General features: G+C 64.5%; 20 protein-coding genes. 8 read left to right on the top strand and 12 right to left on the bottom strand.

What is annotated here, in order from left to right; translation table 11 throughout:
• Window positions 1-18: 18 nt before the first annotated feature.
• Complete coding sequence (locus DOD19_RS19525; RefSeq protein WP_112187430.1) at window positions 19-546, bottom strand: hypothetical protein; 528 nt, start codon at window positions 544-546, stop codon at window positions 19-21.
• A gap of 64 nt (window positions 547-610) precedes the next feature.
• On the bottom strand, window positions 611-1012 hold the full coding sequence (locus DOD19_RS19520) for a helix-turn-helix domain-containing protein (protein WP_112187428.1): 402 nt from the start codon (window positions 1010-1012) through the stop codon (window positions 611-613).
• A gap of 239 nt (window positions 1013-1251) precedes the next feature.
• Here DOD19_RS19520 and DOD19_RS19515 point away from each other — a divergent pair, with 239 nt between their 5' ends.
• From DOD19_RS19515 to DOD19_RS19500, 4 genes are all read left to right on the top strand, one after another.
• Window positions 1252-1581 carry a multidrug efflux SMR transporter gene (locus DOD19_RS19515; RefSeq protein ID WP_112187427.1) on the top strand — a complete coding sequence of 110 codons (330 nt, stop codon included), beginning with the start codon at window positions 1252-1254 and terminating at the stop codon, window positions 1579-1581.
• Between the two features lie 20 nt (window positions 1582-1601).
• Window positions 1602-2246 carry an NAD(P)H-dependent oxidoreductase gene (locus DOD19_RS19510; protein ID WP_112187424.1) on the top strand — a complete coding sequence of 215 codons (645 nt, stop codon included), beginning with the start codon at window positions 1602-1604 and terminating at the stop codon, window positions 2244-2246.
• A 73-nt stretch (window positions 2247-2319) separates the two neighbouring features.
• The gene (locus tag DOD19_RS19505) at window positions 2320-2757 is read left to right on the top strand and encodes an Rrf2 family transcriptional regulator (RefSeq protein ID WP_112187422.1); all 438 of its coding nucleotides are present in this window, start codon (window positions 2320-2322) and stop codon (window positions 2755-2757) included.
• 99 nt (window positions 2758-2856) lie between these two features.
• Complete coding sequence (locus DOD19_RS19500; protein WP_024977683.1) at window positions 2857-3468, top strand: NAD(P)-dependent oxidoreductase; 612 nt, start codon at window positions 2857-2859, stop codon at window positions 3466-3468.
• A 37-nt stretch (window positions 3469-3505) separates the two neighbouring features.
• Here the strand turns inward: DOD19_RS19500 and DOD19_RS19495 are convergent, their stop codons facing one another.
• Together DOD19_RS19495 and DOD19_RS19490 are read right to left on the bottom strand one after the other, a co-directional pair.
• Complete coding sequence (locus DOD19_RS19495; protein WP_024977682.1) at window positions 3506-4993, bottom strand: ATP-binding protein; 1488 nt, start codon at window positions 4991-4993, stop codon at window positions 3506-3508.
• Entirely contained in the window at window positions 4990-5667 is a 678-nt protein-coding gene (locus DOD19_RS19490; RefSeq protein ID WP_004631528.1) for a response regulator, read from the bottom strand. Before DOD19_RS19490 ends, DOD19_RS19495 begins: the two co-directional genes overlap by 4 nt.
• A gap of 232 nt (window positions 5668-5899) precedes the next feature.
• Here DOD19_RS19490 and DOD19_RS19485 point away from each other — a divergent pair, with 232 nt between their 5' ends.
• From DOD19_RS19485 to DOD19_RS19475, 3 genes are all read left to right on the top strand, one after another.
• Window positions 5900-7219 (top strand): Nramp family divalent metal transporter, encoded by a 1320-nt coding sequence (locus DOD19_RS19485; protein ID WP_112187420.1) that lies wholly within the window; start codon window positions 5900-5902, stop codon window positions 7217-7219.
• A gap of 142 nt (window positions 7220-7361) precedes the next feature.
• On the top strand, window positions 7362-8462 hold the full coding sequence (locus DOD19_RS19480) for a GGDEF domain-containing protein (protein ID WP_204360085.1): 1101 nt from the start codon (window positions 7362-7364) through the stop codon (window positions 8460-8462).
• 54 nt (window positions 8463-8516) lie between these two features.
• Window positions 8517-9650 carry a mechanosensitive ion channel family protein gene (locus tag DOD19_RS19475; protein WP_112187418.1) on the top strand — a complete coding sequence of 378 codons (1134 nt, stop codon included), beginning with the start codon at window positions 8517-8519 and terminating at the stop codon, window positions 9648-9650.
• Here the strand turns inward: DOD19_RS19475 and DOD19_RS19470 are convergent.
• From DOD19_RS19470 to DOD19_RS19435, 8 genes are all read right to left on the bottom strand, one after another.
• Window positions 9640-10527 carry a hypothetical protein gene (locus tag DOD19_RS19470; RefSeq protein WP_024977678.1) on the bottom strand — a complete coding sequence of 296 codons (888 nt, stop codon included), beginning with the start codon at window positions 10525-10527 and terminating at the stop codon, window positions 9640-9642. The genes DOD19_RS19475 and DOD19_RS19470 overlap by 11 nt on opposite strands.
• Window positions 10528-10529: 2 nt before the next feature.
• Window positions 10530-12242: a DUF2334 domain-containing protein gene (locus tag DOD19_RS19465; protein ID WP_112187416.1), complete on the bottom strand. Its 1713-nt coding sequence runs from the start codon at window positions 12240-12242 to the stop codon at window positions 10530-10532.
• Between the two features lie 23 nt (window positions 12243-12265).
• Entirely contained in the window at window positions 12266-12718 is a 453-nt protein-coding gene (locus DOD19_RS19460) for a hypothetical protein (RefSeq protein ID WP_024977676.1), read from the bottom strand.
• A gap of 9 nt (window positions 12719-12727) precedes the next feature.
• Window positions 12728-13987, bottom strand: coding sequence for a UDP-N-acetylglucosamine 2-epimerase (non-hydrolyzing) (wecB, locus tag DOD19_RS19455; RefSeq protein WP_024977675.1), 1260 nt, complete (start codon window positions 13985-13987; stop codon window positions 12728-12730).
• A gap of 248 nt (window positions 13988-14235) precedes the next feature.
• Complete coding sequence (locus DOD19_RS19450) at window positions 14236-15969, bottom strand: tetratricopeptide repeat protein (RefSeq protein ID WP_112187414.1); 1734 nt, start codon at window positions 15967-15969, stop codon at window positions 14236-14238.
• Window positions 15966-18077: a glycosyl transferase family protein gene (locus DOD19_RS19445; protein WP_112187412.1), complete on the bottom strand. Its 2112-nt coding sequence runs from the start codon at window positions 18075-18077 to the stop codon at window positions 15966-15968. Before DOD19_RS19445 ends, DOD19_RS19450 begins: the two co-directional genes overlap by 4 nt.
• Before the next feature lie 742 nt (window positions 18078-18819).
• The gene (locus tag DOD19_RS19440; protein WP_112187410.1) at window positions 18820-20658 is read right to left on the bottom strand and encodes a methyl-accepting chemotaxis protein; all 1839 of its coding nucleotides are present in this window, start codon (window positions 20656-20658) and stop codon (window positions 18820-18822) included.
• An 88-nt stretch (window positions 20659-20746) separates the two neighbouring features.
• Window positions 20747-21460, bottom strand: a complete 714-nt coding sequence (locus DOD19_RS19435) for a glycine zipper 2TM domain-containing protein (protein ID WP_112187567.1) — start codon at window positions 21458-21460, stop codon at window positions 20747-20749.
• Between the two features lie 265 nt (window positions 21461-21725).
• Between DOD19_RS19435 and DOD19_RS19430 the strand changes: the two genes are divergently transcribed.
• A complete protein-coding gene (locus tag DOD19_RS19430) occupies window positions 21726-22658 on the top strand; it encodes a 2-hydroxyacid dehydrogenase (RefSeq protein ID WP_112187408.1) in 933 nt (310 codons plus the stop codon).
• Window positions 22659-22675 lie beyond the last annotated feature (17 nt).

Below are 22675 nucleotides of genomic sequence, written 5' to 3'. Positions count from 1 at the left end.
TCCGGCGAATGCCGGAGATCAGACGCGTGCGGGAGGACGCAGCATGGGGGCCGGCGTGGGGCCAGCCTGGAACGGGGGAAGAGAGACGCGGACGCGCGCGACACGCAAGCCGGGCATCAACGCCATGGGCGGCGGCGGCAGCCAGAGTTCCGGCGCATCGCTGGGGTGATCAGGGGCCGCGGCACCGGTCGTGGGCAGGTCGGGCGCATCGGATGCATGCGCAACCCAATATTCAACGCTGAAGCACTGGCCGGGCTGCTTGACCGCCTTGCCGAGTGCGACCTTGATGGCACGCTCGAAACCCTTGTTGGATTTGGCTGCCGGCAGTGCATCGCCCGGGATATCGTCGACCACGGCTTCGATGGCTTCCAGCGCGTCGTCCGCAGCCTGGCCATCAGGGAAATGCGTGGCCGAGAACACCGAGACCGTAAACAACAGGCACCAGATCGTGACGATCCAACGTACGCCGCGCACGCGCGACAGCACGCCCCGCGCAGTGGCGCGAGACAACGTCGGCAAGGCAGAGAAGAGAGTCGTCACAAACATGGGCCCCGAATACTATCGGAAAAATGCTGCATCTGCACACAACGTCCGGCAGATCGCGCAGATGTCAATCGGAATCGACCTGGCTTTTTCGAATCCGTTCCATTTCGGGCCAATGCGCGCGCACCCAGTCGTCCAAGCCGACGAACGTGCGGTTGAGGGATTCGCCCAGCGGGCTGAGCCGGTATTCGACGTGCGGCGGAACGCTGTCGAAGATGGTGCGCAGGATGAGGCCGTTGGCTTCCAGCTCGCGCAGTGTTTGCGTGAGCATTTTCTGCGAGATGCCGTTGCCCACGCGGCGCAGGAGTTCGTTGTTGCGCACGGGGCCGTTTTCCAGTGCCGGGAAGATGCGCAGCGCCCATTTGCCGGCCACCAGTTCCAGCGCGCGCGTGGAAGGGCAAGCGCCAGTGGTGCCTTCAGGGCGGCCTTCCGGCGATGGAGATGAGGACGGGGCCATGTTGTCCGCCATGGGGCCTCCGGAACACGATTGGGATACGCGTGACCGTACCGCCAATCGTGCCGCCCCGCAACGCGGCCGGGGTGAAGCACATGCGCAACGAGGGACGATGGCCCACGCGCCATACCCGCACCGTTCCTAGTGGTTACCTCCAGGTGCGTACTTGTTGCCGCGTCGTCCCGTCCTTACTCTGGGTGCATCGCAACGCATCCGCTTGCCGCCCGGGCAGCGGACATTCCCCCGGAGGCTCCATGCTTCAAACCGCCTGGCTTTGGCTGCTGGCAGCCGGCGCAGTGGAGATCGCCATGGCGATCTCGCTCAAGTTAGCGCAGGGGTGGACGCGCCCCATTCCCGGCGCGCTCGGCATCGTGACGGCGCTCGGCAGCGTCTTCCTGCTCACGCATGCCATGCGCGGCCTGCCCGCCGGCACCGCCTATGCGGTCTGGACGGGCATCGGCTCGGTGGGGGTGACCGTGCTCGGCATCGTGCTGTTTGGCGAGAGCATGCAGCCCGCGCGCCTGGCCTGCATCGGGCTGGTGATTGCAGGCACCGTCGGCCTCAATTTCTTCAACGCGGCGTAAGACCGCACCTGGAGCCCATCATGACCCGCCTGCTCTATATCGAAGCCTCGCCCATGAAAGCGCTGTCCCATTCCATCGACGTGGCAAAGCAGTTTCTCGACGCCTACCGCACCGCGCACCCAGGCCACGAGATCGACACGATCGACTTGTGGAGCAGCGACATCGACCTGCCCGAATTCGACGCCGACATGATCGGCGCCAAGTTTGCGGTCCTGCGCACCCAGAACGCCACGGCGGAACAGCAGGCGCAATGGCAGCGCGCGGTGGCGCTGTCGCAGCGCTTCAATGCGGCAGACCACTATCTCTTTTCTGTACCGATGTGGAATTTTGGAGCGCCCTATCGGCTCAAGCACTTCATTGATGTGGTGACGCTGCCGGGGCAGAACTGGAGTTGGTCGCCGGCGACGGGCTATCAGGCGCTGCTCTCGGGCAAGAAGGCGGCCCTCATCTACGCCAGCGCCGGTGCTTACGCCGCGCACACTGAAGGCGCGAGCGAATCGCCGGACGATTTCCAGAAACCTTATCTGCGCCGCTGGCTGCGCTTCCTGGGCATTGAAGACGTGGCCGAGATCAGTGCAGCGCCCACGCTCACCACGCCCGATGTGCTGGCGGCCGCCAAGGCAGATGCCAAAGCACGGGCCACCGCACTGGCCTCTGCCTTCTGAAGCGCACGCGTGCCACGGGGTTGACCGCGCGTCAAAGTGTATCTACCATGGTTACACTTTTGCATTCACCACCATGTCCACCAGCAGCCGCTTCGCCGTCTCCGTGCATATCCTCACCCTGCTTGCCAGCGCGGAGGGGCCGGTGCCGTCGTCGCTGATCGCGGGCAGCGTGGGAACCAACCCAGCGCTCATCCGGCGTCTGGTGGCGCAGCTGGCTGAAGCCGGCTTTGTCACCTCGCAGATGGGCGCGATGGGCGGCGCCACGCTGGCACGACCGGCAGACCGCATCACGCTGCTGGACGTCTTTCGTGTGGTGGAATCTCCGGTGCTGATTGCGCTGCCGCCGAATGCACCCAACCCGGCGTGCGAGGTCGGCCGCGAGATCACGGGCGTACTGGAGCGCGTGACGGAGCGCGCGCAAGCCGCGTTGGAAGCCGAGCTTGCCGCGCAAACCATCGCCAGCATCCTCAACGAGGTGGGACACGCACAACGCCGTCGCCGTCGAGCCTAGCCAGGCCACTACGTCGGTCTATTTTTTTACCCCTATATGTAACTGCATTAATTACATATAACGTTTCAACCGCTCAAACCATTCCATAAGGAGTTGACTATGAAGATCGCAATCATCGGCGCCACGGGGCGCGTGGGCACCCGCCTGATCGACGAAGCACTGCGCCGCGGCCACCAGGTGACAGCCATTGCGCGCACGGCGTCCAAGCTGCCTGCACGTGCGGGGCTGACCGCCAAAGATGTGGATGTGGCCGACCAGGCTGGCCTCGTGGCCGCACTCGCTGGCAACGATGTGGCCTACAGCACGGTGCGCTTTCTGCAGGCTAGCGCCGACCAGATCGTCGGTGCGGTGAAGAAGGCGGCCGTGCCGCGTCTGCTGGTGGTGGGTGGCGCCGGCAGCCTGGAAGTGGCCCCGGGCGTGGCACTGATCGACACGCCGCAGTTCCCCAAGGAGTACTTTGACGAGGCGTCGGCCGGGCGTGATTTCCTAAACGCGCTGCGCAAAGAAACCGAGCTGAACTGGACGTTCGTGTCGCCGTCGGCCATCTTCGAGCCGGGCGAGCGCACGGGCCACTTCCGCGTCGGCAAGGATTCGCTGCTGGTGGATGCCAATGGCAAGCCGTGGATTTCGATGGAGGACTACGCCATCGCCTTCCTCGACGAAACCGAAAAGCCGGCGCACCCGCGCCAGCGCTTCACGGTTGGTTACTGATCAGCGGCCGGTGGACGGCACGGCCAGCGCGCGCCAATCAGTGGCTGGGCGTGTCGGCCATGCCGGGAGGCGCATCGTCGGGCTCGATCGGCTCGGGCGCGGAATCCAGCGCCGGCAGGCGGATCACGATCGCGCAGCCTCTGCCGTCCGCATGGGCGAGGCCGTCTTCGATGGCCACCGAGCCATTCCCCAATTCCACGATACGGCGCACGATCGCCAAGCCCAGGCCGCTGCCCTGCGACTGGCTGGTGCGCGGACGGTAGAAACGCTCGAATACGCGATCGCGCTCGTCGGGCGGGATACCGGGGCCGGAGTCTTCAATGCGCAGCTCGACCATCGGCACGCCCGCCTGCTCGATGCGCTTGACGGCCAAGCGCACCTCGCCGCCGTTGGGCGTTTCGCGCACGGCGTTGTCGAGTACGTTTTCCACCAGCGTCGCAGCGTCTTCATGCGACACCGACACCCACGCCTGGTTGGCGCCGTCGTACGACAGCGTGATGTTGCGACGCTCTGCGCGCGAGGCCTGCTGGATCACGCCGCTGCGTGCACAGCCCGCCAGGTCCGACAACGCGCCCTGGGCAAGCTGCGCCTCCACGCGGCGCGCATCCAGCCGCGCAATGGCAAGCAGCTTGGCGAGTGACTGCGTTGCGCGTGAAATGCCGCGGTCGAACTCGCGCAGCGCGGTAGAACGATCGTCTTCGCTATCGGAATGCGACACGACATACGCCTGCGCCTGAATGGCGGCTAGCGGCGTGCGCAGTTCGTGCGCGGCATCGGCAAAGAAACGGCGGTCCGCCTCGATGCCGCGACGCACACGCGCGAACAGCCCGTTCAAGGCATCGACCAGCGGTTTCAGCTCGGCGTGCTCGACGCTCTGCACGGGGTCGAGGTCGGCAGAGTCACGCGCCTCAACCTGGCGCGTGAGCGTGCGCAGCGGCTTGAGACCCTGGTGCGCTGCCCAACCAACCATCACCATCAACGCGCTCGCCAGAATGGCCAGCGCCACCGCCACCTCCTCGAACAGGTCGCGAATGGCGCGCTCGTACGCGGTCAGGGGCTGCGCCACGGTGGCCGAGATCTTGCCGTCGACGCTGTCGACCGTATAGCTGCGCCACGGCTTGCCCTCCAGCATGATCTCGACGACGGTGTCGTGCGCCTTGCCGCACGGCATGGTGGGGGCACCGGGGAAGGCGGTGATGACGTGGCCGGCACGATCGCACAGCACGTAGCGGAATTCGCCCGGCAGGATGTTGGGCAGCGACAGGCCCAGCTTGATGTCGGTGAGCCGGCGCAGGAATTCTTCGCGGCGCGGCACGTCGTCCATGTTGAGCGTGGTGAGGTCCGCATAGGCCTGCGCCGACATGCGCAGGTCGCTCACCACCTGGCGGCTGTTGGTGCGCGAGATTTCCAGATGCGCGATGACGAGCTGCACCAGCAGCATCAACACCAGCGCGAGCAGGATCAGCACATACAGGCGGAACGACAGCGAGCGAACCCGCAGGATGGCTGGAACCGCCAGCTTCATTGGGCGGCCCCGCGGTTGCCGCCGATCATGTAGCCGACACCGCGAATGGTCTGGATGGTTTCGTTGCCGAGCTTGCGGCGCAGGTGGTGGATGACGACTTCCAGCGCGTTGGCGCTCACGCTGTCGCCCTCACGGTAGAGCGCGTCCATGAGCGTTTCGCGCGGCACCCAGCGGTGCGCGCGGCGCACAAGTTCAAGCAGCAGTTGGTATTCGCGCGGCGTGAGTTCGATGACCTGGCCCTCTTGCGTCACGCGCTTCTGCGAGGGCTCCACCACCAGGTTGCCGACGTTCCACTGGTTGGTGCTCTGCCCCGCATGCCGACGCAGCACGGCGCGCAGGCGGGCGATGAGCTCATCCACGGGGAACGGCTTGACGAGAAAGTCATCCGCGCCGGAATCCAGCCCCTTGAGACGTTCCGACAGCGCATCGCGCGCGCTGGCAATGATGACAGGCACGTCGCTGTGCGCGGCCCGCAGTTCTTCCAGGAAGGTATGGCCCTCACCATCGGGCAACCCGAGATCGAGCACGATGGCTTCGAAGGTGTTGGTGGTGATCCATTTCTGCGCGTCGACCAGGCGGCGCACCCAGGTCGCGTTGTAGCCGGCCTGACGCAGCGCGCGGGCCAGCGCCGTGCCCAACGGCAAATCGTCTTCGATAAGGAGGATGGCGTTCATGCGCGGGAGTCTCGGCGGCGGTAATGACGGTAAACGGACAACCGGCGCGTGGAAACAGGCGCCGGCGAAGCTCGAAATCTACCGCAACGGACTGAGCTTTGCCTTAAATGTGTGGAGACAGGTGACGAGAAAGTCGCCCCACCAACACATATCGGGCGCGGTTCCAGGCGTGCAGCGTGGCGTTTAGCTATCATTCCGGAATTCCGATTGCGTTTTCCTTAGTCACACGCGCATGTTCCGCCTGCCCACGACCGCCACCGCGCCGTTCTGTCCATCCGAGGTGCGCGGCACCGTCGCCGTGCCGCCCGGCCTGCCGCTGTGGAAGAAGCTGCTGCGCTTTGCGGGGCCGGGGCTGCTGGTGTCGGTCGGCTATATGGACCCGGGCAACTGGGCGACCGACATTGAAGCCGGTTCACGTTACGGCTATGCGTTGCTGTTCGTGGTCGTGCTCTCCAGCCTGGCGGCCATGGTGCTGCAGTGCCTGTCGGCACGACTGGGCATCGTCACCGGCATGGACCTGGCGCGCGCCTCTCGCGACCGCTATCAGCCTGGCGCATTGCGCGTGCAATGGCTGCTGGCAGAGCTGTCCATCATTGCGTGCGACCTGGCTGAGGTACTGGGCTGCGCGCTGGCCTTCCACCTGCTGCTGGGCGTGCCGATCCTTTGGGGCGTGGCGCTCACCGCGCTGGACACGCTGATCGTGCTGGGCCTGAAGGGTAAAAACTTTCGCCAACTGGAAGCCATCGTGCTGGGGCTCATTCTCACGATTGGGCTGTGCTACTTCGTTGAACTCGTGCTCATCAAGCCGCACTGGCCTTCGGTAGCGGCCGGGTTGATGCCCTCGTGGCAGGCCGTGAGCCAGCGCGAGCCGCTGTATCTGGCCATCGGCATCCTCGGCGCCACGGTGATGCCGCACAACCTGTACCTGCACTCGTCCATCGTGCAGACGCGCATGACGGCGAACACCGAGGATGCCAAGCGCGAGGCAATCGGCCTGTCGCGGCTGGACACCATCGCGTCGCTGAGCCTCGCGCTGCTCGTGAACGGCGCGATCCTGATCTTGGCGGCAGCGGCATTCAACGCGCACGGCCATCAGAACGTGGCCGACATCGAAGACGCCTACCACCTGCTGGAGCCCATCGTCGGAACGGCGCTGGCCGGGCTGCTGTTTGGCATCGCGTTGCTGGCGGCGGGGCAAAGCTCGACCTTTACCGGCACCATCGCGGGGCAGGTCCTGATGGAGGGGTTCCTCGACTTGCGCATCCCCTGCTGGCAGCGGCGGTTGATCACGCGGGCACTGGCGCTGATCCCCGCGTTCATCGGCGTGGCGATGCTGGGCGACCACGCCATCGGCAAACTGCTTGTCATCAGCCAGGTGGTGCTCGGCCTGCAACTGCCGTTTGCGATGCTTCCGCTGATCCGCATGACGGGCGATCGCACGCTGATGGGGGTATTTGTTAACAGTCGGTTAACGTCTTGGCTGGCGTGGGGGCTATTCATCGTCATCAGCGTCGCCAATGTGTGGCTGGTGTGGCAAGTGCTGGCAGGCTGAGACACACATTGCGGGATTCCCCCCACTAAAAATCCGCGCACGGGGTTGCCTGCCGCCATTAGAATGCGCGCTTTGTTGCGCAATTCGGCCCCGCCCGCGCCCGCATCATCCCGTCGCGCCAGAGGGTCTCTCTTGCCCTGCCTTGAGCGCGAACCTGCCTACCGCCTCCGACCTGCCCGACGCACGCGCACCCTCGCGTGACTATCAGGCGCGCCATTTTGTGCCGATGATCATCGCGCTGAGCAAATGCGGCGTGCTCGGTTACGCCTTCGCAATCGTGCTGGGCTGGTCGGTCGGGCTGCTGCACCGGCCGGGGCCGCTGCTCGCGCTGCTCCTGCTGCTGATGGCGATCGTGGTGGTCGCACAGCGGTATCGGCACACCGGCATGTGGGGGCTGCTGGCGCTCACGCACCTGCTGGCAGAGGAAGTGGCCATCATCGCGTTCGGCCATCAGGCAGGGCTCCAATGGGTCCTGCCGGCGTTCTATCTGATGCCGCTTGCCACCAGCCCCGCGTGGCTCAACCGGCGCGATTTCTGCATCGCCATGGCGCTGTGCACGGCCGGGCCTATCGTTGCCCTGCTGATCGCGCCAGAACCCGCCACAGCAATCCACCACGGCTGGCTGGGGCTGGTGCTCTATCTGCCAATCTGCATTGCTGCGGCCGCCGTCATTCACCACTACCTGCTGCGCGCCATGGCGCGGCACTTTGCGGCCGAACGCAGCCTGGCCGATCGCGCCAACACCGACCACCTGACCGGTATGCTCGCGCGGCAACGCTTCTTCGAACTGGGCACCTTTGCGGTCGAACGTGCGCAACATCATGCCGAGCCGCTGTGCGCGCTCTACCTCGACGTCGATCACTTCAAATCCATCAACGATACGTGGGGACATGCCGCCGGCGACGAGGCACTCGTCGCGCTGTCTGATGCGCTGGCCGGCGTGCTGCGCCCGGCTGACCTGTTCGGCCGTCTGGGCGGTGACGAGTTTGCTGTGCTGCTGCCGGGCTGCGGCCTGACCGGCGCGCTTGCCGTGGTGGACAGGCTCAAGACGGCGGTGGCCGGCACGCAAACGCCCGTGGGGCCGCTGACAGTGAGCGTGGGCGCCGCACCGCTGCGCCCCGGGCAAGACCTGGCACGCCTTTTGGCCGATGCCGATCTCGGCCTGATGGAAGCCAAGCGACAGGGTCGCAACCGCGTGTGCGTGCCGACCGACGCCGAGCCGAAGGCAACGCTGCGGCAATAAGGGCAGGCACGCTATGTGCGGCGCAGCATCCGTGTTATCTGCACGGAGATGTCCATGGAGTGGCTCAACGCCCACACCTTCCTGCGCGTGCCGGCCCGCGATTGGGCCGCCGCCGCATTGACAGTAATCGCTGCATATGTGTTGCTGTCCAGCGTCTTGCACCTGATCTGCAACCGGTTTGACGCGCGTGCCCGCCGGACGGGCTACCGCTTCGACATTCTCGTCACGGCGGTGCTACGCGATACGCATCCGGTGTTCATTGCGCTGGCCGCATTGCTCGCAGGTTCGTACTTCATCGATCTGCCAACGCGCATTGCCAACAAGCTCGACCACATCTGGTTCGTCATCATCGGTTTCCAGATTGCCCTGTGGCTCAATCGCGGCGTGAAGCTATGGGCGCGTGACCGGCTGTCGACGCAGACCCACGCCACGCGCAACCCCGTGATCACATCAATGACCGCGTGGGTGCTGCGGTTTGCGCTGTGGTCAATGCTGCTGCTGGCCATTCTGGCCAACGTGGGCGTCAACATCACGGCCTTCGTTGCCAGCCTGGGTGTGGGCGGCGTGGCGGTGGCGCTGGCGGTGCAAAGCATCCTGAGTGACCTGTTTGCCTCGCTCGCCATCGGGCTGGATAAGCCGTTCGAGATCGGAGACTTCATCGTCTTCGAATCGATTGCCGGCACGGTGCAGCACGTGGGCCTCAAGACCACACGCATCCGCAGCCTGTCGGGCGAAGAGATCATCGCTTCCAACACGGCGCTGCTCAAGAGCACGATTCACAATTACAAACGGATGTCGGAACGACGCATCGTCTTCACCTTCGGGGTGACCTACGATGCGCGCGCCGCGCAGCTGCAGAAAATTCCGGAAATCGTGCGCCGTGCGGTGGAAGCCGCCGGCAACACGCGGTTTGATCGCGCGCACTTCAAGGAGTTTGGCGAGAACGCTCTGAACTTCGAGGTCGTGTATTTCGTGACCGATCCGGACTTCAACCTGTACATGGACATTCAGCAACGCATCAACCTGACGATCCTGGAAGGGCTGGAGAATCTCGGTACCTCGTTCGCGCTGCCCACGCGCACGATCCAGCTGGTGCGTCGTGACGGCGAGCCGGTTGAACCCGAAGACCTGGCAGACCGCAAATCAACGGCTAACACCCAACGCGTCAGCGCGCGAGCTAGCGGCTGACCGCCACGGGCATGCTCAGGAACGCCGCATCGAGGCTGCGCCATAGCGGCCTTGAGCGCGGCACCATGTCTTGCCGGAAGTACCACCAGAAGTAGCCGCCGACAAAGCGAGGATGCGTGACCGCGAGCCCGTAGTAGTGCGCGACGAGCGCCGGCTTGCGTACGGCATGCCGCGTCCCGACTTCTCCAAACCCCAAAGCGGCGTGCGGAAACAGTCCGCCTAGCCTGGTGAACACTGCGTTCCAATCGGGCGGCGCGATCTTGCAATCGTCTTCATAGAAGCTGATGAAGACGTAGTCGAGCCCATCGCGCAAGCGCAGCGGCACATTACGTTGCACCCACTCGAACATCGCGCGTGACGGCTGCTCGGCGCAGCCCTCGTTGTAGTACAGCGTGAGCGCCGTGCGGCCGCCACCGGCTCTGATGACTTCATAGGCCGCCATGGTCTTGTCGATCACGTCGCGTGTGGGGCCGGTCCACTCGCCGTTGATCTCGTTGCCGATTTCCCAGACGTCGACATTGCTGCCGAGCGTGTGCAGGTAAGCGGCAGCACGCTCGCGCAGTTGCGGTGTGGTGTATTGCTTGAGTGTGGAGGAATCCACCAGTTCGCCCATCACATACGCGACGTCCCGGATGGCGGCCACCGCCCCAACGTAATGCGGCGCGTCCATGCCTTCATCAAAGACGACGCGCACCGTGGGCGTGCGCGAGAGGTGCGACAGCGCGTCCACCACGGCAGGCACGTTGTCCACAGCGTCAACCGTCACGCCATACAACGGCACAGGGCCGGCGGGCATGGCGCCCACCGACCCTGCGGCTTCAGAGGATGCGCTCAATGCCAGCATGACAGTCGCCAGTAACAAGCGCATCCGGCACATCGTCACTTCACCGTGCTCGCGTCAACCCAGGTGTACCCCATGCTGGTGATACCTGTGATGATGGTCTGGAAGTCGGTATAGCCCGGCGTGCCAAGATCGGGCTCCAGCCAGAACGGATGGAAGAAGAACGAGGCAAAGCCGTCGCGTACCACCTGTGCATACGTCGCGTTGGTCAGGATGTCCTGTGCGGTGTACGTCAGGCATGACGACGGATCGATATTGCAGATGTTGTATTCCACGTTGCCCAGGTTTTCCGGAATGATGCGCTGGTTGTAGTAGTCCTTCTGAATGATGTAGGGGAAGAACTGGCCAACCGAAAAATCATGTCCTGCGGTGGTCGAGTTCAAGGTCTGCGGGTTATCCGACGTGTAATACACCACGCGCTGATAGGTGTTCTTGAAGTACTGCGGCACCGCCTTGATCGACAGCGGAGACGATTGATAGTGCGGCGCCTCCCAGGCGAACGGCGCGTAGCCATTGAGCTGGAACTCCAGCAGCCCGGAAGACAATCGCCCTGCTGCCCATTGCGTTGAATCTTCGTTCACAGGCCGGTTCTGCGTAGCGAGCCAGAACTCGAAGTCGTTCGCGCTGACCGCGTTGATAAGGTTCGGGATGTTGCTGTACTGGTGCGTGTAGCCGTGCATCAGGATCTTCCCGCCACGTGGCAACGCATGGTTGAGCGCTGATTTGAGCCCCGTCGCGTTGACCAGGTGGATCGTCTGCGACACGCCGCCGTTGTAGACGCCGTTCGGGTCCGTGTACAGCGGGATGGTGGCGATCGAGAACGGAATCTTCAAGCTGTACAGATAGTCCGTCAGCGTGTTGATGGACTTCACGGTGTTGGTGGCGTTGACATCTTCCAGGCGCACCAGCGCGCGGTGCAGGGTGGGCGCATTGGTACCCAGGATGTCATGCAGCATGTCGCACATCGCCAGGTAGCGGTCGCGTGGGCCGATATATGAGAACGGCATGTCGGCCACGTACCAGAAGTTGCCCGAGTGCATGATGTACGGGGCGGTCTCCTGCGTAACGGAATTGGTGATCGTCACCACACTGCTCGCCTTGGTGGGATCAGCCACCGAGGTCACGCCAATGTCCGGATCAGCGCTGATGGCGCCGGTCGTGGCATTGAAGGCGTAGTACTTGGTCATGGTCTGGCTCTTGTACGACACCGTATCGAAGAACCCCGGATTTGGTGTAGTGGCCGACGGTGCCGCGTTCATGCCGCGCAGACCGACAAAATTGATGCCGTAACGCGAGGTGAACGGATACGCCGTGTTCCAGGCAAGTTCCCACAGGTTGTACTTGAACCAGACCACGGTCTTCTGCGTGGTGGTCACATCCGACAGGAACGCCGCCGGTATGGGGTTGTTGTAGTAACTCCCCATGTAGAAGATGGCGGTGTACTGCTCGGTCATGCCAGCCGTGTAGTTCTGCACGGGCAGCATCGTGATGGTGGTGTTGAAGTGCGCGAGCAGGTTGTACAGCATGATCGCGTACGCCTTGCCCAGGTTGGTGTACTGGTCGTTTGGCGGGGCGTCGTACAGCACCAGCATCGGGGCTGGCGTACTGGTTGTCGTTCCCGCCACCGTCACGCAGATGGACCCGAGCCCGATCGTGCAGGTGGCAGCCTGCGCTGGCGCTGTCAGCGAGATGCCGAGCAGGCCGCCCGCAAAGACGAGCGCGCACAGGAACTTACGTAGGAATGTCTTCATGATGACTCTCCGACTCATGGCAATCATGGGCGATAGAACGAGCCGTCCGCTTGGCGGTAGAGCCCGAGGTTGAAGTTGGGGCCACGATCGTGGCCACGGTCTGTACCTGCCGTCTCGTTTTCCGGCGTGCCGGGGCGGACTTCGGTCATCACTGCCGTGCGTGGTGGTGGAATGACCTGTCCGTTCTCATCCATGACGCCGTAGCCGTAGGCGCGCGCGCCTCCAGTCACGGGCCTGGGTGTGACTGCTGCCACAACGGTGGGCTGCATGGGTGGCGCAGCCGTGGCGGTCGCCCTGGACGACGCGGGGGCTGGGGCTTTCTTGTCTGTGTCGATACTGGGGCTGCCCTGGCCCGTCGCGCCGGTCACGATGGCGGGTACGCCGCCATCACCAGCCCACGGCGGCGTCACGATCAGCCACCCGGCAACAAGTGCGGAGGCAACCAACACGCCGCCCCCGATTTGCTTCGCTTTCATCAAAGCCTCCTAACCGTTCAGGCGGTGCTGCGTTGACGACCCTTGCGCGGTGGCACGCGCCGCTTCCAGATCGATGATTTCGGCCTCGGTGGCCGGTTTGCGAATGAGTTGCGGACCGCGCGCCACCTTCTGCGGCTGCGTGGCAAAGGCCTTCTTCAGCGCATCGACAATGCGCCGGCAGGCCTGGCCGTCGCCATAAGGGTTGTGGGCTTGCGCCATGCGCTCGTATTCGGCGGCGTTGTTGAGCAGCGTTTCTGCTTCATCGACGATGCGTTGCGTATCGGTGCCGACCAGCCGCGCGGTGCCCGATGCCACGGCCTCCGGCCGCTCGGTGGTGTCGCGCGTCACCAGCACCGGTTTGCCCAGCGCGGGCGCCTCTTCCTGAATGCCGCCGGAATCGGTAACGATCAGGTACGCCCGATCCATCAGGTAGACGAACGGCAGGTAGTCCTGCGGCGCAATCAGGTGAACGTTGTCGTGGCCGGAAAGGATGGCGTTGACCGGCTGCTGCACGTTCGGGTTCAGGTGCACCGGATACACAACCTGCACATCCGGATGACGCGCCGCCAGCAAGCGCAGCGCCACGCAGAAGTTCTCGAACGGCTCGCCGAAGTTCTCGCGGCGATGGCCCGTCACCAGGATCATCCGACGCCCGGCCTCCAGGAACGGATAGCGCGCCGCCATCTGGGCTGACAGCGTGGCGTCGTCGTCCAGCCGCTGCTTCACGGCCAGCAGCGCATCGATGACGGTGTTGCCGGTCAGCGTGACCTGCTCCGGGTCGATGCCCTCGTCCAGCAGGTTCTGGCGCGATTCGGCCGTGGGCGCGAAGTGCCAGGTCGTCACGGAATCGGTGACGCGCCGGTTCAGCTCTTCCGGCCATGGCGACCAGATGTTGCCGGTACGCAAGCCTGCTTCCACATGCCCGACCGGAATGCGCCGGTAGAACGCCGCGAGGCTTGCCGCCAGCGTGGTCGTCGTGTCGCCGTGGACGAGCACGGCATCGGGCTTGTAGGCATCGAGCACGCCGTCGATGCCGCCCAACACGTTGGACGTGATGTCGGATAACGTCTGCCCAGGCCGCATCAGGTTGAGGTCAAACTCCGGCACGATGCCGAAGAGTTCCAGCACTTGATCCAGCATCTGCCGGTGCTGCGCGCTCACGCACACCGCCGAGGTAAAGCCTGCCTCGGCCTGCAATGCCTGCACCAGCGGCGCCATCTTGATGGCCTCCGGGCGCGTGCCGAACACGGTCAAAATTTTCCCTGTCATGATTCCCCCCAGTCGTCTGCATCGGCGCATGCAAAAGCGCGACGACGAACGTGTCGCTTCTGACGTCGGCGCAGACTTCGCCATTGAGCGAAGGCCGTGCCAACTGTCCCGCTTTGACTCGCCATGGCGCTGCGACGCCATCCTTCGGATGCCGCTGCAACTCCTCTTTGTTACCCGTTTCCCTCGGCGGTCAAAAACGTTTCATCTGCGACACCTCTGACTGGGGTCTGCTTGAATCCAGGACTGACTTAGAACCAAAGAATGGCTCGCGCGACCACCCCCTTTGCTCGATCCGCGTGCGTCAATGGCAAGCGGTATTGCACGGTCAAATCCAGCCAACTGGCCGGCGCTGCGTAGTGCGACTCGCGAAACCAGTAGCGGAAGTTGATGCCTGGGCCGACACCCAGTGCGAGCCGCTGATCGATCGCCTTGTTGTCGTGATCGCCCGCCAGCACGATATGCGGATAGACCGTCAGGCGATCGCTGATCGAGTTAAGTAACCACGTGTGTCCGTAGCGCATTTCCGTGCTGACGATCATGCGGCCCTGGTTGAGGAAGTACGCGCCCTCGCCAAACACCTGCCACGTCTGCCAGCGCGGCTTGGTGACCTGCAGGTCGAGCCCCTGGTCGGTCGAGAAGCCGATGCGCAGCAAAGTATCGTTGGTGGTCAGTTGCCCGATGCGGAAGAGACGCTCGGCGGTGAACACCAGGTTGATGTCCTTGATCGGCTTGTAGCGTGCGCCCACCGAGCCCTGCGCGGTCGGCAGACCCGTGTTGCCGTTGCGGTCGTACACGCTGTCGTAGCCGCGTACGAAGAGCTGGAAGATGCTGCCGTCGCGGTAGCCGATACCGGGCGGTTGCCAGTACACCTCTGCGCCAGCCTGCCCCACGCTGACCGTGTTGGGCAAACCGAATGCAGACGTTTGATACGCGCCAGAGAGAACCATGCCGAACGTGCGCTGCATCTGCTCGACTTCACGCCGGTAGCCGAAGCGGCGATCCGGTGGAAGGCGGTCGTCTCCATTGCCACCGCGGTCGCTCTTGGCATCGGCGTCGGCATGGTCGAGGCTCTCTCGGAAGAGCTTGATGGCAGTCGGGTTGTCGCCCAGGCGCTTTGCTGCGTAGGCGGCATCGGCGTAGTGGGTCCAGTTACCCTCGCCCGTGGCGAAGCCGCGCTGGAACGCTGCCAATGCAGCGCGGTCGTCACGCGCACGCAGATGGCTGTAAGCCTCGTTCAACTCACGCTGGCCGATCACGCGCGGATCATTGGCGGACGTGGGCGCAGCCTGCGCTTCGGGTGCCATCGCCTGGGCGAGCAGCGCCTTGGCGTAGCGCTGGCGCGCCGGGTCCGTAGCGTGTTCGGCGGCCAGCGTGGCAGCCTGGGTTGCGCCATCCCGGTCGCCCAATTGCAGGCGTGACTGCGCGAGACGCACTTGCACGTCGGCATCGGGGGTGTCCTTCATGCCGCTGAGCGCATCGAGGGCAGCCTGCGGATGCTTGGCGGAATACGCGCTGTCCGACCAGGCCAGATGCAGGTTGCGCTGCTCCTGCGCGGTCCAGTCGGTGCCTTGCACGGCGCGCGCAAAGTCTCGTTCAGCGACGGCGGGGTCGTTGGCCTTCTGCGCCAGGAACCCGTGCTGGGCGTACACGCGTGGCTCGTCGGGATACTTCTGCAGCAACGCATCGGCCTGCGCGCGTGCCGCATCCAACTGGCCCTTGCGGGTGAGCACATCCAGCAGCAGCAGGTTCAGTTGCAGGCTGTCAGGCTGCACGGCCAATGCCGCACGCGTGGCGGCTTCGGCATCGTCGAGCTTGTTGCCATCGATGGCGTGATAAGCGCGATCGGCGCGAAAGTAGGCATCGGGCTGCAACGGCGCAGGCTGCTCTGCCAGTGATACGCCATGACACAACGCCCACACTGCCGCAGCAATCGGCCAGCGCAGATGGCGCACGGTTAAACGGTTGACTCTCTCGTGTGTCATGCCACACCTCCCGCAACAGATGGGTTCGGCCGCGGGTCTGGCCCAGGGGGCAGGTCCGGCGGCACAGGAATCGGGGGGATGGTGGAAGCCTCGGGTGCGGGTGCCGTGCCGGCTGCAACACCTGGGCCGGCGCCCGTCATGGATTCGACGGCCAGCATGGCCGAATGCGCCGCCGGGCCAAACACGACCGTGGTACGGCGGTTGGGGTCGGCCATCTGCGCCAGCTCGGCCGACATTTCGTGATCGCACGCCATGAAGCACGCGACCTTGCGGCCGGCCGCATGGGCCAGCTCTTCCAGCACTGCGCCGTCGGGCAACTCCGACACGGCGATGTTGAGCGAGCCGTCTTCGCCAATCGAGAACGGCACCACGTGATGCCGTACTGCCAAGTCACGCGGCAGGCAATCGGCAAGCGCACCGAGCACGACGTTGGTCAGGCTCACGCGCGGCAGGTCGACCTGCTCGGCCAGCGCATCGGCCAGCGTGTCGGGCGTCACCAGGCCCTGCTCGATCAGCACTTGCCCAAGCCGGCGTCCGGTTTGGCGCTGGATGGCGAGTGCGGCATCCAACTGCTCCTGCGTGAGCACTTCCCACTTGATGAGCGTCTCGCCCAGCTTGCAGCGCGTACGGCCCAGTGCGTCGTTCGACAGATAGGTGTGCTGCGTCTTGTCCCAGGCGATAGGCTTGCCGGTCAGGCAGTAGATCAGGAAGATCTTCCACGCGCGGCATACCGAGAAAAAGTTGATGAAGTTGTTCACCACCAGCCTGGGCAAACACAGCACGCCTTGCAGCGGGCCGTTGAGCCGCCCGACAAAGTACACGCGCTGCGCCAGCCGATTGACGAGCAGCGCCGCATTCACAGCCAGCAGATCCTGCATCCAGATGCTGCCGACCACGAAAGTGCCGTCCGGAATGGTGACCAAGCCTTTTGACATCAACGCTGCCAGCGCCAGATAGTTCAGCGACAGCACGTAGGCCAGGATCGAGAATAGCGCCGTCAGCACGCCCTTGCGGTCCCGGAAGAACATGTAGCGGGTGATGAGGTTGCCGTTCCAGCCCATCTGCAACCAACCCTGGAACGCAATGCCGAGCACCCAGCGCGCGCGCTGGCGGTACGCCGTGCGGAACGTGCTCGGAAAGTACTCGCGCGTGGCCAGCAGTTGCGGGCGTGCGCCCTTGCGCCGCCCAAAGCGCCAGCGTGTGCGTGTCTTGCCCTGGGCGTCTTCAGCCGGTTCTGCGTTCTCGCAGATCGGGAAATGCACGAATGCTTCACGCATGCCGAGTTCCCGCAGTCGGAAACTGAAGTCGTAGTCTTCGGTGAGCGTGCTGGTGTTGAACGGAGAATCGCCGCGCACCTTCATCACCGCTTCGATCGCGCGGCGGCTGTAGCACAGCGCAACACCGGCCCCAGGCACCGTGCCGGTCAGTGCCTGGCGCGCCACCAGGTCTTTCTGGTGCGTCTCGGAAAAGTCATCCATGTACGTACCGGCCACCCACTCGTACCACTTGCGCTCAAGCGATAGCACCGGCAACTGCACGAGATCCTGATCGCGGATGAAGTAGTTGAAGTACTTCAGCTCCAGCGGGTGGATCACGTCTTCACAGTCATGCATGATCACGCCGGCAAAGCGGATGCCGTGGCCTGCCTCGTGCCGGATGATGGTCTGGATGATGGTGTTCAGGCAGTCGGCCTTGCACGTCGGGCCATCGTGCGTGACGGCTGCGCGCACCACGCGGCCGGGATAGCGGCGCACCATGCGCTCGACTTCGGTGGTGGTCTCCGCATCGTTGCGGTACGCGCCGGCAAAGATGATGAAGCGCGTGTACTCCATCGTCGCCAGAGTGTTCTCGACCATCTTGGCGATGACGTCGTACTCCTTCCACGCCGGCACCATGATGGCGAGCCATTGCTCTTCGCGCTCGCGCAGCGATTGCGCCGAGATCGTGACCGGCGTGCGCCCGCGCTGCGGCCAGAGCCACAGCTCCCGCACCCAGTAGAAGGCATCCAGGAAGAAATCGTCGGCGGTGCTGATGAAGATGACGAGCGTGGTCGCCACCGTCAAGGTATTGAGCAATGCCAGGTAAAGCTCCCATGGCAGATCGCTCATGGCTGCTCCCCTGCTCCCACCCTACGGGCGCGTCGCCAGTGTCCGGCGTACCCCCCGCCTTGCGCTGTGGCACTCATGCTTCCCCCAAAGGTCTTCTTCGACGTCCGGCGCAACTGCGTTGCGCCGTGGCATCCGTCCCGCTTACCTGCTGTCGATCGGGTGGATGCGTCGCCCTCTAGCCTGCTTCCCGCGAGGAGGAACGCGAGGACCATACCAACGCCCGCCGAGGCGCACGGTTATGCGGTGCAACGCACCACATACGCCTTCAGACACGTGCCGGGTGCGCCGGGTTGTTGCATGGGTGAACGCAAGACGCGGGCGGTGAGGGGAGCAATATCAACGCCACGGCATGCAACGCCATCCGATGGGGTGGGACAGTCGTCCGGGCAGCGTACAAGGCCTCCCTACGAATGACGGAGGCGTTGAACGGTCAAGTGCAGGGTGTTTGGGTTAGGCGAGCAGGCAGCCCGTCTGACAGGCACGGTGGGATGTTGCCCCATGCGCGGCGGTGCGCAACATGGGGCGGGTTGCGAAGCCTTATGCGCAAAGGATCGGCATGACGAACGGCAGGCCGCAGGCGTACCGGCCGGGTTGTCTTGCCACGCGCGCGCGACGTTGCTGCGCGAATCGCAGCCCGGGCTGACAACATCGGCCCAAGCAATCCAGCAAATCGGTTACAGCGCTGAAACACAAAGCCGCGCTCAGGGCGCGGCTTGTTGGGAGGAGTGTGTCGGCTTGTGCGTCAGAACTGTTCCCAGTCGTCGGCATCGCTGGAGGCCGCAGCCAAGGCAAGCTTGCCAGGTTTGGGTTCGGCTGCCACGGCAGGCGCTACCTTCGCGCTTTGAACTGGCACAGCGGCCGACTTGACCGGCGCAGCGGGGCGCTTGCCGGCCGCACGCGCCGTCGCCACGGCAGGTCTGCGTGCAACCGGTTTAGCGACCGGGCTGGAAACGGTCAATGCGGCCGATGTAGCCGACGCAGCGGGCGCCGCCTTTGCGGCCACGGGCGCCATCACGGGCTCAGCGTGAGCACCGGCCGCCGGCAGGCGGAACGACGCCACCGCTTCACGCAGCACGCCGGCCTGCTCTTCCAGCGATTGCGCAGCAGCCGCTGCCTCTTCCACCAGCGCGGCGTTCTGCTGGGTCACCTCGTCCATCTGTGTGACGGCCTGGTTGACTTGCTCGATACCGGCGCTTTGTTCGTCCGATGCGGAACTGATTTCGCCCATGATGTCGGTCACGCGCTTGACTGCCACAACCACTTCGTCAATCACCGCGCCAGCTTCGGTCACCAGCGTCGAGCCGTTCTCAACGCGGCCAACCGAATCGCTGATCAACTCCTTGATCTCCTTGGCCGCCGTGGCCGAGCGCTGCGCCAGGCTGCGCACCTCACCCGCCACCACCGCAAAACCGCGCCCCTGTTCGCCAGCGCGAGCGGCTTCCACCGCCGCATTCAACGCGAGGATGTTGGTCTGAAACGCAATGCCTTCAATCACGCCGATGATGTCGGCGATCTTCTTGCTGCTGTCGTTGATGCCCGACATCGTCTCGATCACGCGGCCCACCACCTCACCGCCCTTGACGGCGATATCCGACGCGTTGCCCGCAAGCTGGCTGGCCTGGCGTGCGTTGTCGGCGTTCTGGCGCACGATGCTGGTCAGCTCTTCCATGCTCGACGCAGTTTCTTCCAGCGACGAGGCCTGTTCTTCCGTGCGTTGCGACAGATCCATGTTGCCGGCCGCAATCTGCTTGGTGGCGCTGGCGATGGATTCGCTGCCGCCGCGCATCGTCACGATGGTCCGGATCAGCCCGTGCTGCATGTCAATGAGACCTTGCGTGAGCGCGCCCATTTCGTCCTTACTGCTGACGGTAATGCGCTCGGTCAGGTTGCCGTTCGAGATCGCGCTGAAGTGGCCCAGCATCTTCGACAGCGGCACCGAAATCGCGCGGTGCAGACCGAATGCGCAGCCCAGTGCCGCAGCAATGCCCAGCACGATGGCGCCAACGATCAGCATCAGAAACGCGTGCGAGCGGGCGACCGCGCCTTCGTAGGCGGTCTTGGCCTGCTCAGCCTGGCTGCGATCCAGTGCGTCCACCGCAGCAGACAGTGCCACGAACTGCGGCGGGATGATGGTCATGACCACCTTATCTGCGGCGGCGGTATCGTGCGCGCGCAGGGCGCTCATCAGCGGTTCGACGCCATCGCGGAACAACGCTGTGCGCTTGGCTTCAACGTCGGCGGCCAGGCGTGCTTCCTCCGCGTTCATGGGCAGCGCCTTGTATTGCTTCCACGCCCCCTCAGACTTGGCGCGGTAAGCGTTGGCCTTTTCGATGATGGCCGGCACGTCGGCCGCATCCGGATGGAAGACCGCCCGATCAAGCGTCGTACGCACGATCGCTGCATTCAGCTGCGCCTTGCCCATCAGCGATGCCGAAGCGAGCTGATTGGTGTAGACCTCATTGATATTCGCGTCGGAGGCGCGCATCCCGATCACGCCAATGGTGCCGGTAATCGCCAGCAGCAAAGCGAGCAGCGCCAGCGCTGCGTTGAGTCGGAAACGGATGGAAAGTCGATTGAGCATGGCAGTCACGGCGGGTTATTGCCTCCGCTATATCGGCCGACCCGCTCCGTTTCTGAAGCCCACGCGGGCGGCCCCATGCAGGATGTGGCTAGTAAGGCACTGCTATGTTGTTTTCGATGCGGGCGCGATCACCCACGCGCAATCCGTTCGGGTTGTTTTGCGTGAGCGTCACGCGCGAGTTGTCGCTCAGCCGCATGGTCACGCGATAAGTCTGGCCGACCACCGTATTGCCTTCCACGGCGTTGCCCGCCATGGCGCCCGCCACCGCGCCGCCGATGGTGGCCACGGTGTTGCCGCGGCCGCCACCAACCTGGTGACCAAGCAAGCCGCCCACCACACCGCCGAGTACCGCACCTACGCCGCTCGACTGGCCGCGCACGGGCACCGCCTCGACGTATTCAACAACGCCGTAACGGTTATCCGCGGGCGCTTGATAAGACTGATCGCCGTTGTTCGGATACGGCGAATAGTTCGGTTGCGAGTAAGTCGGCTGTGGCTGCGAATAGGTCGGCGCCGGCTGCTGCGGATAGGGCTGCGGCGCGTTCGGGTCATAGCTGCCGTAGCCGTTGTTATACGTGTTGTCGTACCCGCTGGCATAGCCGCTACTGTAGGTGGTCGGGCCGGTGCTGTTGCCGTAAGCATTGCTGCCCGCGGCATAACCCGCGCCATAGCCCGCGCCATAACCGGGGTACGCCGGCGCCGTCACGCAGCCTGTCAGCCCCGCTGCCACGGCAGCCAATGTGGCCACTGTCACCCAACGCGCTACGCGCCCTGCACGGTCCGACTTGTTCGTTGCTTGCATGATCAATCCCGTCTTGTGAACAAGGCGTCTGGGCCGGACCTGCTCTGCGGCCTGCGGCCATGCGCCTCTTGCCGCAAAGTCTATGCCGCAGCCCTACAAACCCGTGCAACCAAACCCGCTCATCGGTAACGGGGTGTAACCGCATGACGGCCGTAGCTTTCAGCAAGGCGGCGGGGCGCACGTTATCATCGTCAAGCGCCGTGCGACGCACCTCCTTGCCGACGGGGCCTTGCCCCATTCATGCGGCCCGCCTCCTCTCCTGACCATGCAACCGACCCTGCTGCTTCTCATTGCGATGACGCCCGATAACGTGGCGCAGATCGCTGAACATTTTCACGTCATCCATGCACCGACCCGCGCCGAACGCGATGCCGCCATCGCGCGCGACGGGCAAGCAGTTCGCATCGTGCTGACCAATGGCTCGACGGGCCTGACCGGAGCGGAAATTGCCGCGATGCCCAAGCTGGAACTGGCCTGCGCGCTGGGCGCTGGCTACGAGAACATCGATGTGGAGGCCGCCCGCGCCCGTGGCGTAGCGGTTGCCAACGGCGCCGGCACCAACGACGCCTGCGTGGCCGACCACGCCTTTGGCTTGCTGCTGGCCACCGTGCGAGGGATTCCCAAGCTGGATCGATCCACACGCAATGGCGTCTGGCGCGACGACATTCCGCTGCAACCGGGTGTTTGCAGCAAGCGCCTGGGCATCGTTGGTCTGGGCACCATCGGGCTGCAGATCGCACGCCGTGCTGCGGGCTTCGACATGCAGATCGGTTATCACAACCGCAAGCCACGCGACGGGGTGTCGTACCGCTACTTCGACGCGCTCAAGGACATGGCCGAGTGGGCCGACTTTCTGATCGTTGCCACGCCGGGCGGCGCGCAGACCAAGCACCTCGTCAACCAGACGATCCTGGAAGCGCTGGGCCCGAACGGCTACGTGGTCAACATCGCGCGCGGCAGCGTGGTGGATACGGCGGCGCTGGAAGCGGCCATCCGCTCAGGCAAGCTGGGGGGCGCGGGGCTGGATGTGTATGAGAGCGAGCCCAAGCCGCCGGCCGGGCTGCTGGATCTGGAGCAGGTCGTGCTGACGCCGCACATTGCCGGCTGGTCGCCGGAATCGGTGCAGGCCACGGTGGATCGCTTTCTAGAGAACGCCCGTGGGCACCTGGCGGGCACGGGGGTGGTGTCCCCGGTCTAGGCCGGGAACACCACGAT

It is taken from the genome of Ralstonia sp. GX3-BWBA, assembly GCF_003290055.1.
Lineage (GTDB): Bacteria > Pseudomonadota > Gammaproteobacteria > Burkholderiales > Burkholderiaceae > Ralstonia > Ralstonia holmesii.
Note: the sequence above shows the minus strand (reverse complement) of the source record. Positions and strands in the feature narration are given on the sequence as shown.

Bases quoted from the DNA above. Each gene is read 5' to 3' on its own strand.
- DOD19_RS19500 (WP_024977683.1), top strand. From the start codon at position 2,857: ATGAAGATCGCAATCATCGGCGCCACGGGGCGCGTGGGCACCCGCCTG.
- DOD19_RS19470 (WP_024977678.1), bottom strand. From the start codon at position 10,527: ATGTGCCGGATGCGCTTGTTACTGGCGACTGTCATGCTGGCATTGAGC.
- DOD19_RS19465 (WP_112187416.1), bottom strand. From the start codon at position 12,242: ATGAAGACATTCCTACGTAAGTTCCTGTGCGCGCTCGTCTTTGCGGGC.
- DOD19_RS19450 (WP_112187414.1), bottom strand. From the start codon at position 15,969: ATGACACACGAGAGAGTCAACCGTTTAACCGTGCGCCATCTGCGCTGG.
- DOD19_RS19435 (WP_112187567.1), bottom strand. From the start codon at position 21,460: ATGCAAGCAACGAACAAGTCGGACCGTGCAGGGCGCGTAGCGCGTTGG.
- DOD19_RS19475 (WP_112187418.1), top strand. From the start codon at position 8,517: ATGGAGTGGCTCAACGCCCACACCTTCCTGCGCGTGCCGGCCCGCGAT.
- DOD19_RS19490 (WP_004631528.1), bottom strand. From the start codon at position 5,667: ATGAACGCCATCCTCCTTATCGAAGACGATTTGCCGTTGGGCACGGCG.
- DOD19_RS19515 (WP_112187427.1), top strand. From the start codon at position 1,252: ATGCTTCAAACCGCCTGGCTTTGGCTGCTGGCAGCCGGCGCAGTGGAG.
- DOD19_RS19430 (WP_112187408.1), top strand. From the start codon at position 21,726: ATGCAACCGACCCTGCTGCTTCTCATTGCGATGACGCCCGATAACGTG.
- DOD19_RS19525 (WP_112187430.1), bottom strand. From the start codon at position 546: ATGTTTGTGACGACTCTCTTCTCTGCCTTGCCGACGTTGTCTCGCGCC.
- DOD19_RS19445 (WP_112187412.1), bottom strand. From the start codon at position 18,077: ATGAGCGATCTGCCATGGGAGCTTTACCTGGCATTGCTCAATACCTTG.
- DOD19_RS19505 (WP_112187422.1), top strand. From the start codon at position 2,320: ATGTCCACCAGCAGCCGCTTCGCCGTCTCCGTGCATATCCTCACCCTG.
- wecB (WP_024977675.1), bottom strand. From the start codon at position 13,987: ATGACAGGGAAAATTTTGACCGTGTTCGGCACGCGCCCGGAGGCCATC.
- DOD19_RS19485 (WP_112187420.1), top strand. From the start codon at position 5,900: ATGTTCCGCCTGCCCACGACCGCCACCGCGCCGTTCTGTCCATCCGAG.
- DOD19_RS19460 (WP_024977676.1), bottom strand. From the start codon at position 12,718: ATGAAAGCGAAGCAAATCGGGGGCGGCGTGTTGGTTGCCTCCGCACTT.
- DOD19_RS19510 (WP_112187424.1), top strand. From the start codon at position 1,602: ATGACCCGCCTGCTCTATATCGAAGCCTCGCCCATGAAAGCGCTGTCC.
- DOD19_RS19440 (WP_112187410.1), bottom strand. From the start codon at position 20,658: ATGCTCAATCGACTTTCCATCCGTTTCCGACTCAACGCAGCGCTGGCG.
- DOD19_RS19495 (WP_024977682.1), bottom strand. From the start codon at position 4,993: ATGAAGCTGGCGGTTCCAGCCATCCTGCGGGTTCGCTCGCTGTCGTTC.
- DOD19_RS19520 (WP_112187428.1), bottom strand. From the start codon at position 1,012: ATGGCGGACAACATGGCCCCGTCCTCATCTCCATCGCCGGAAGGCCGC.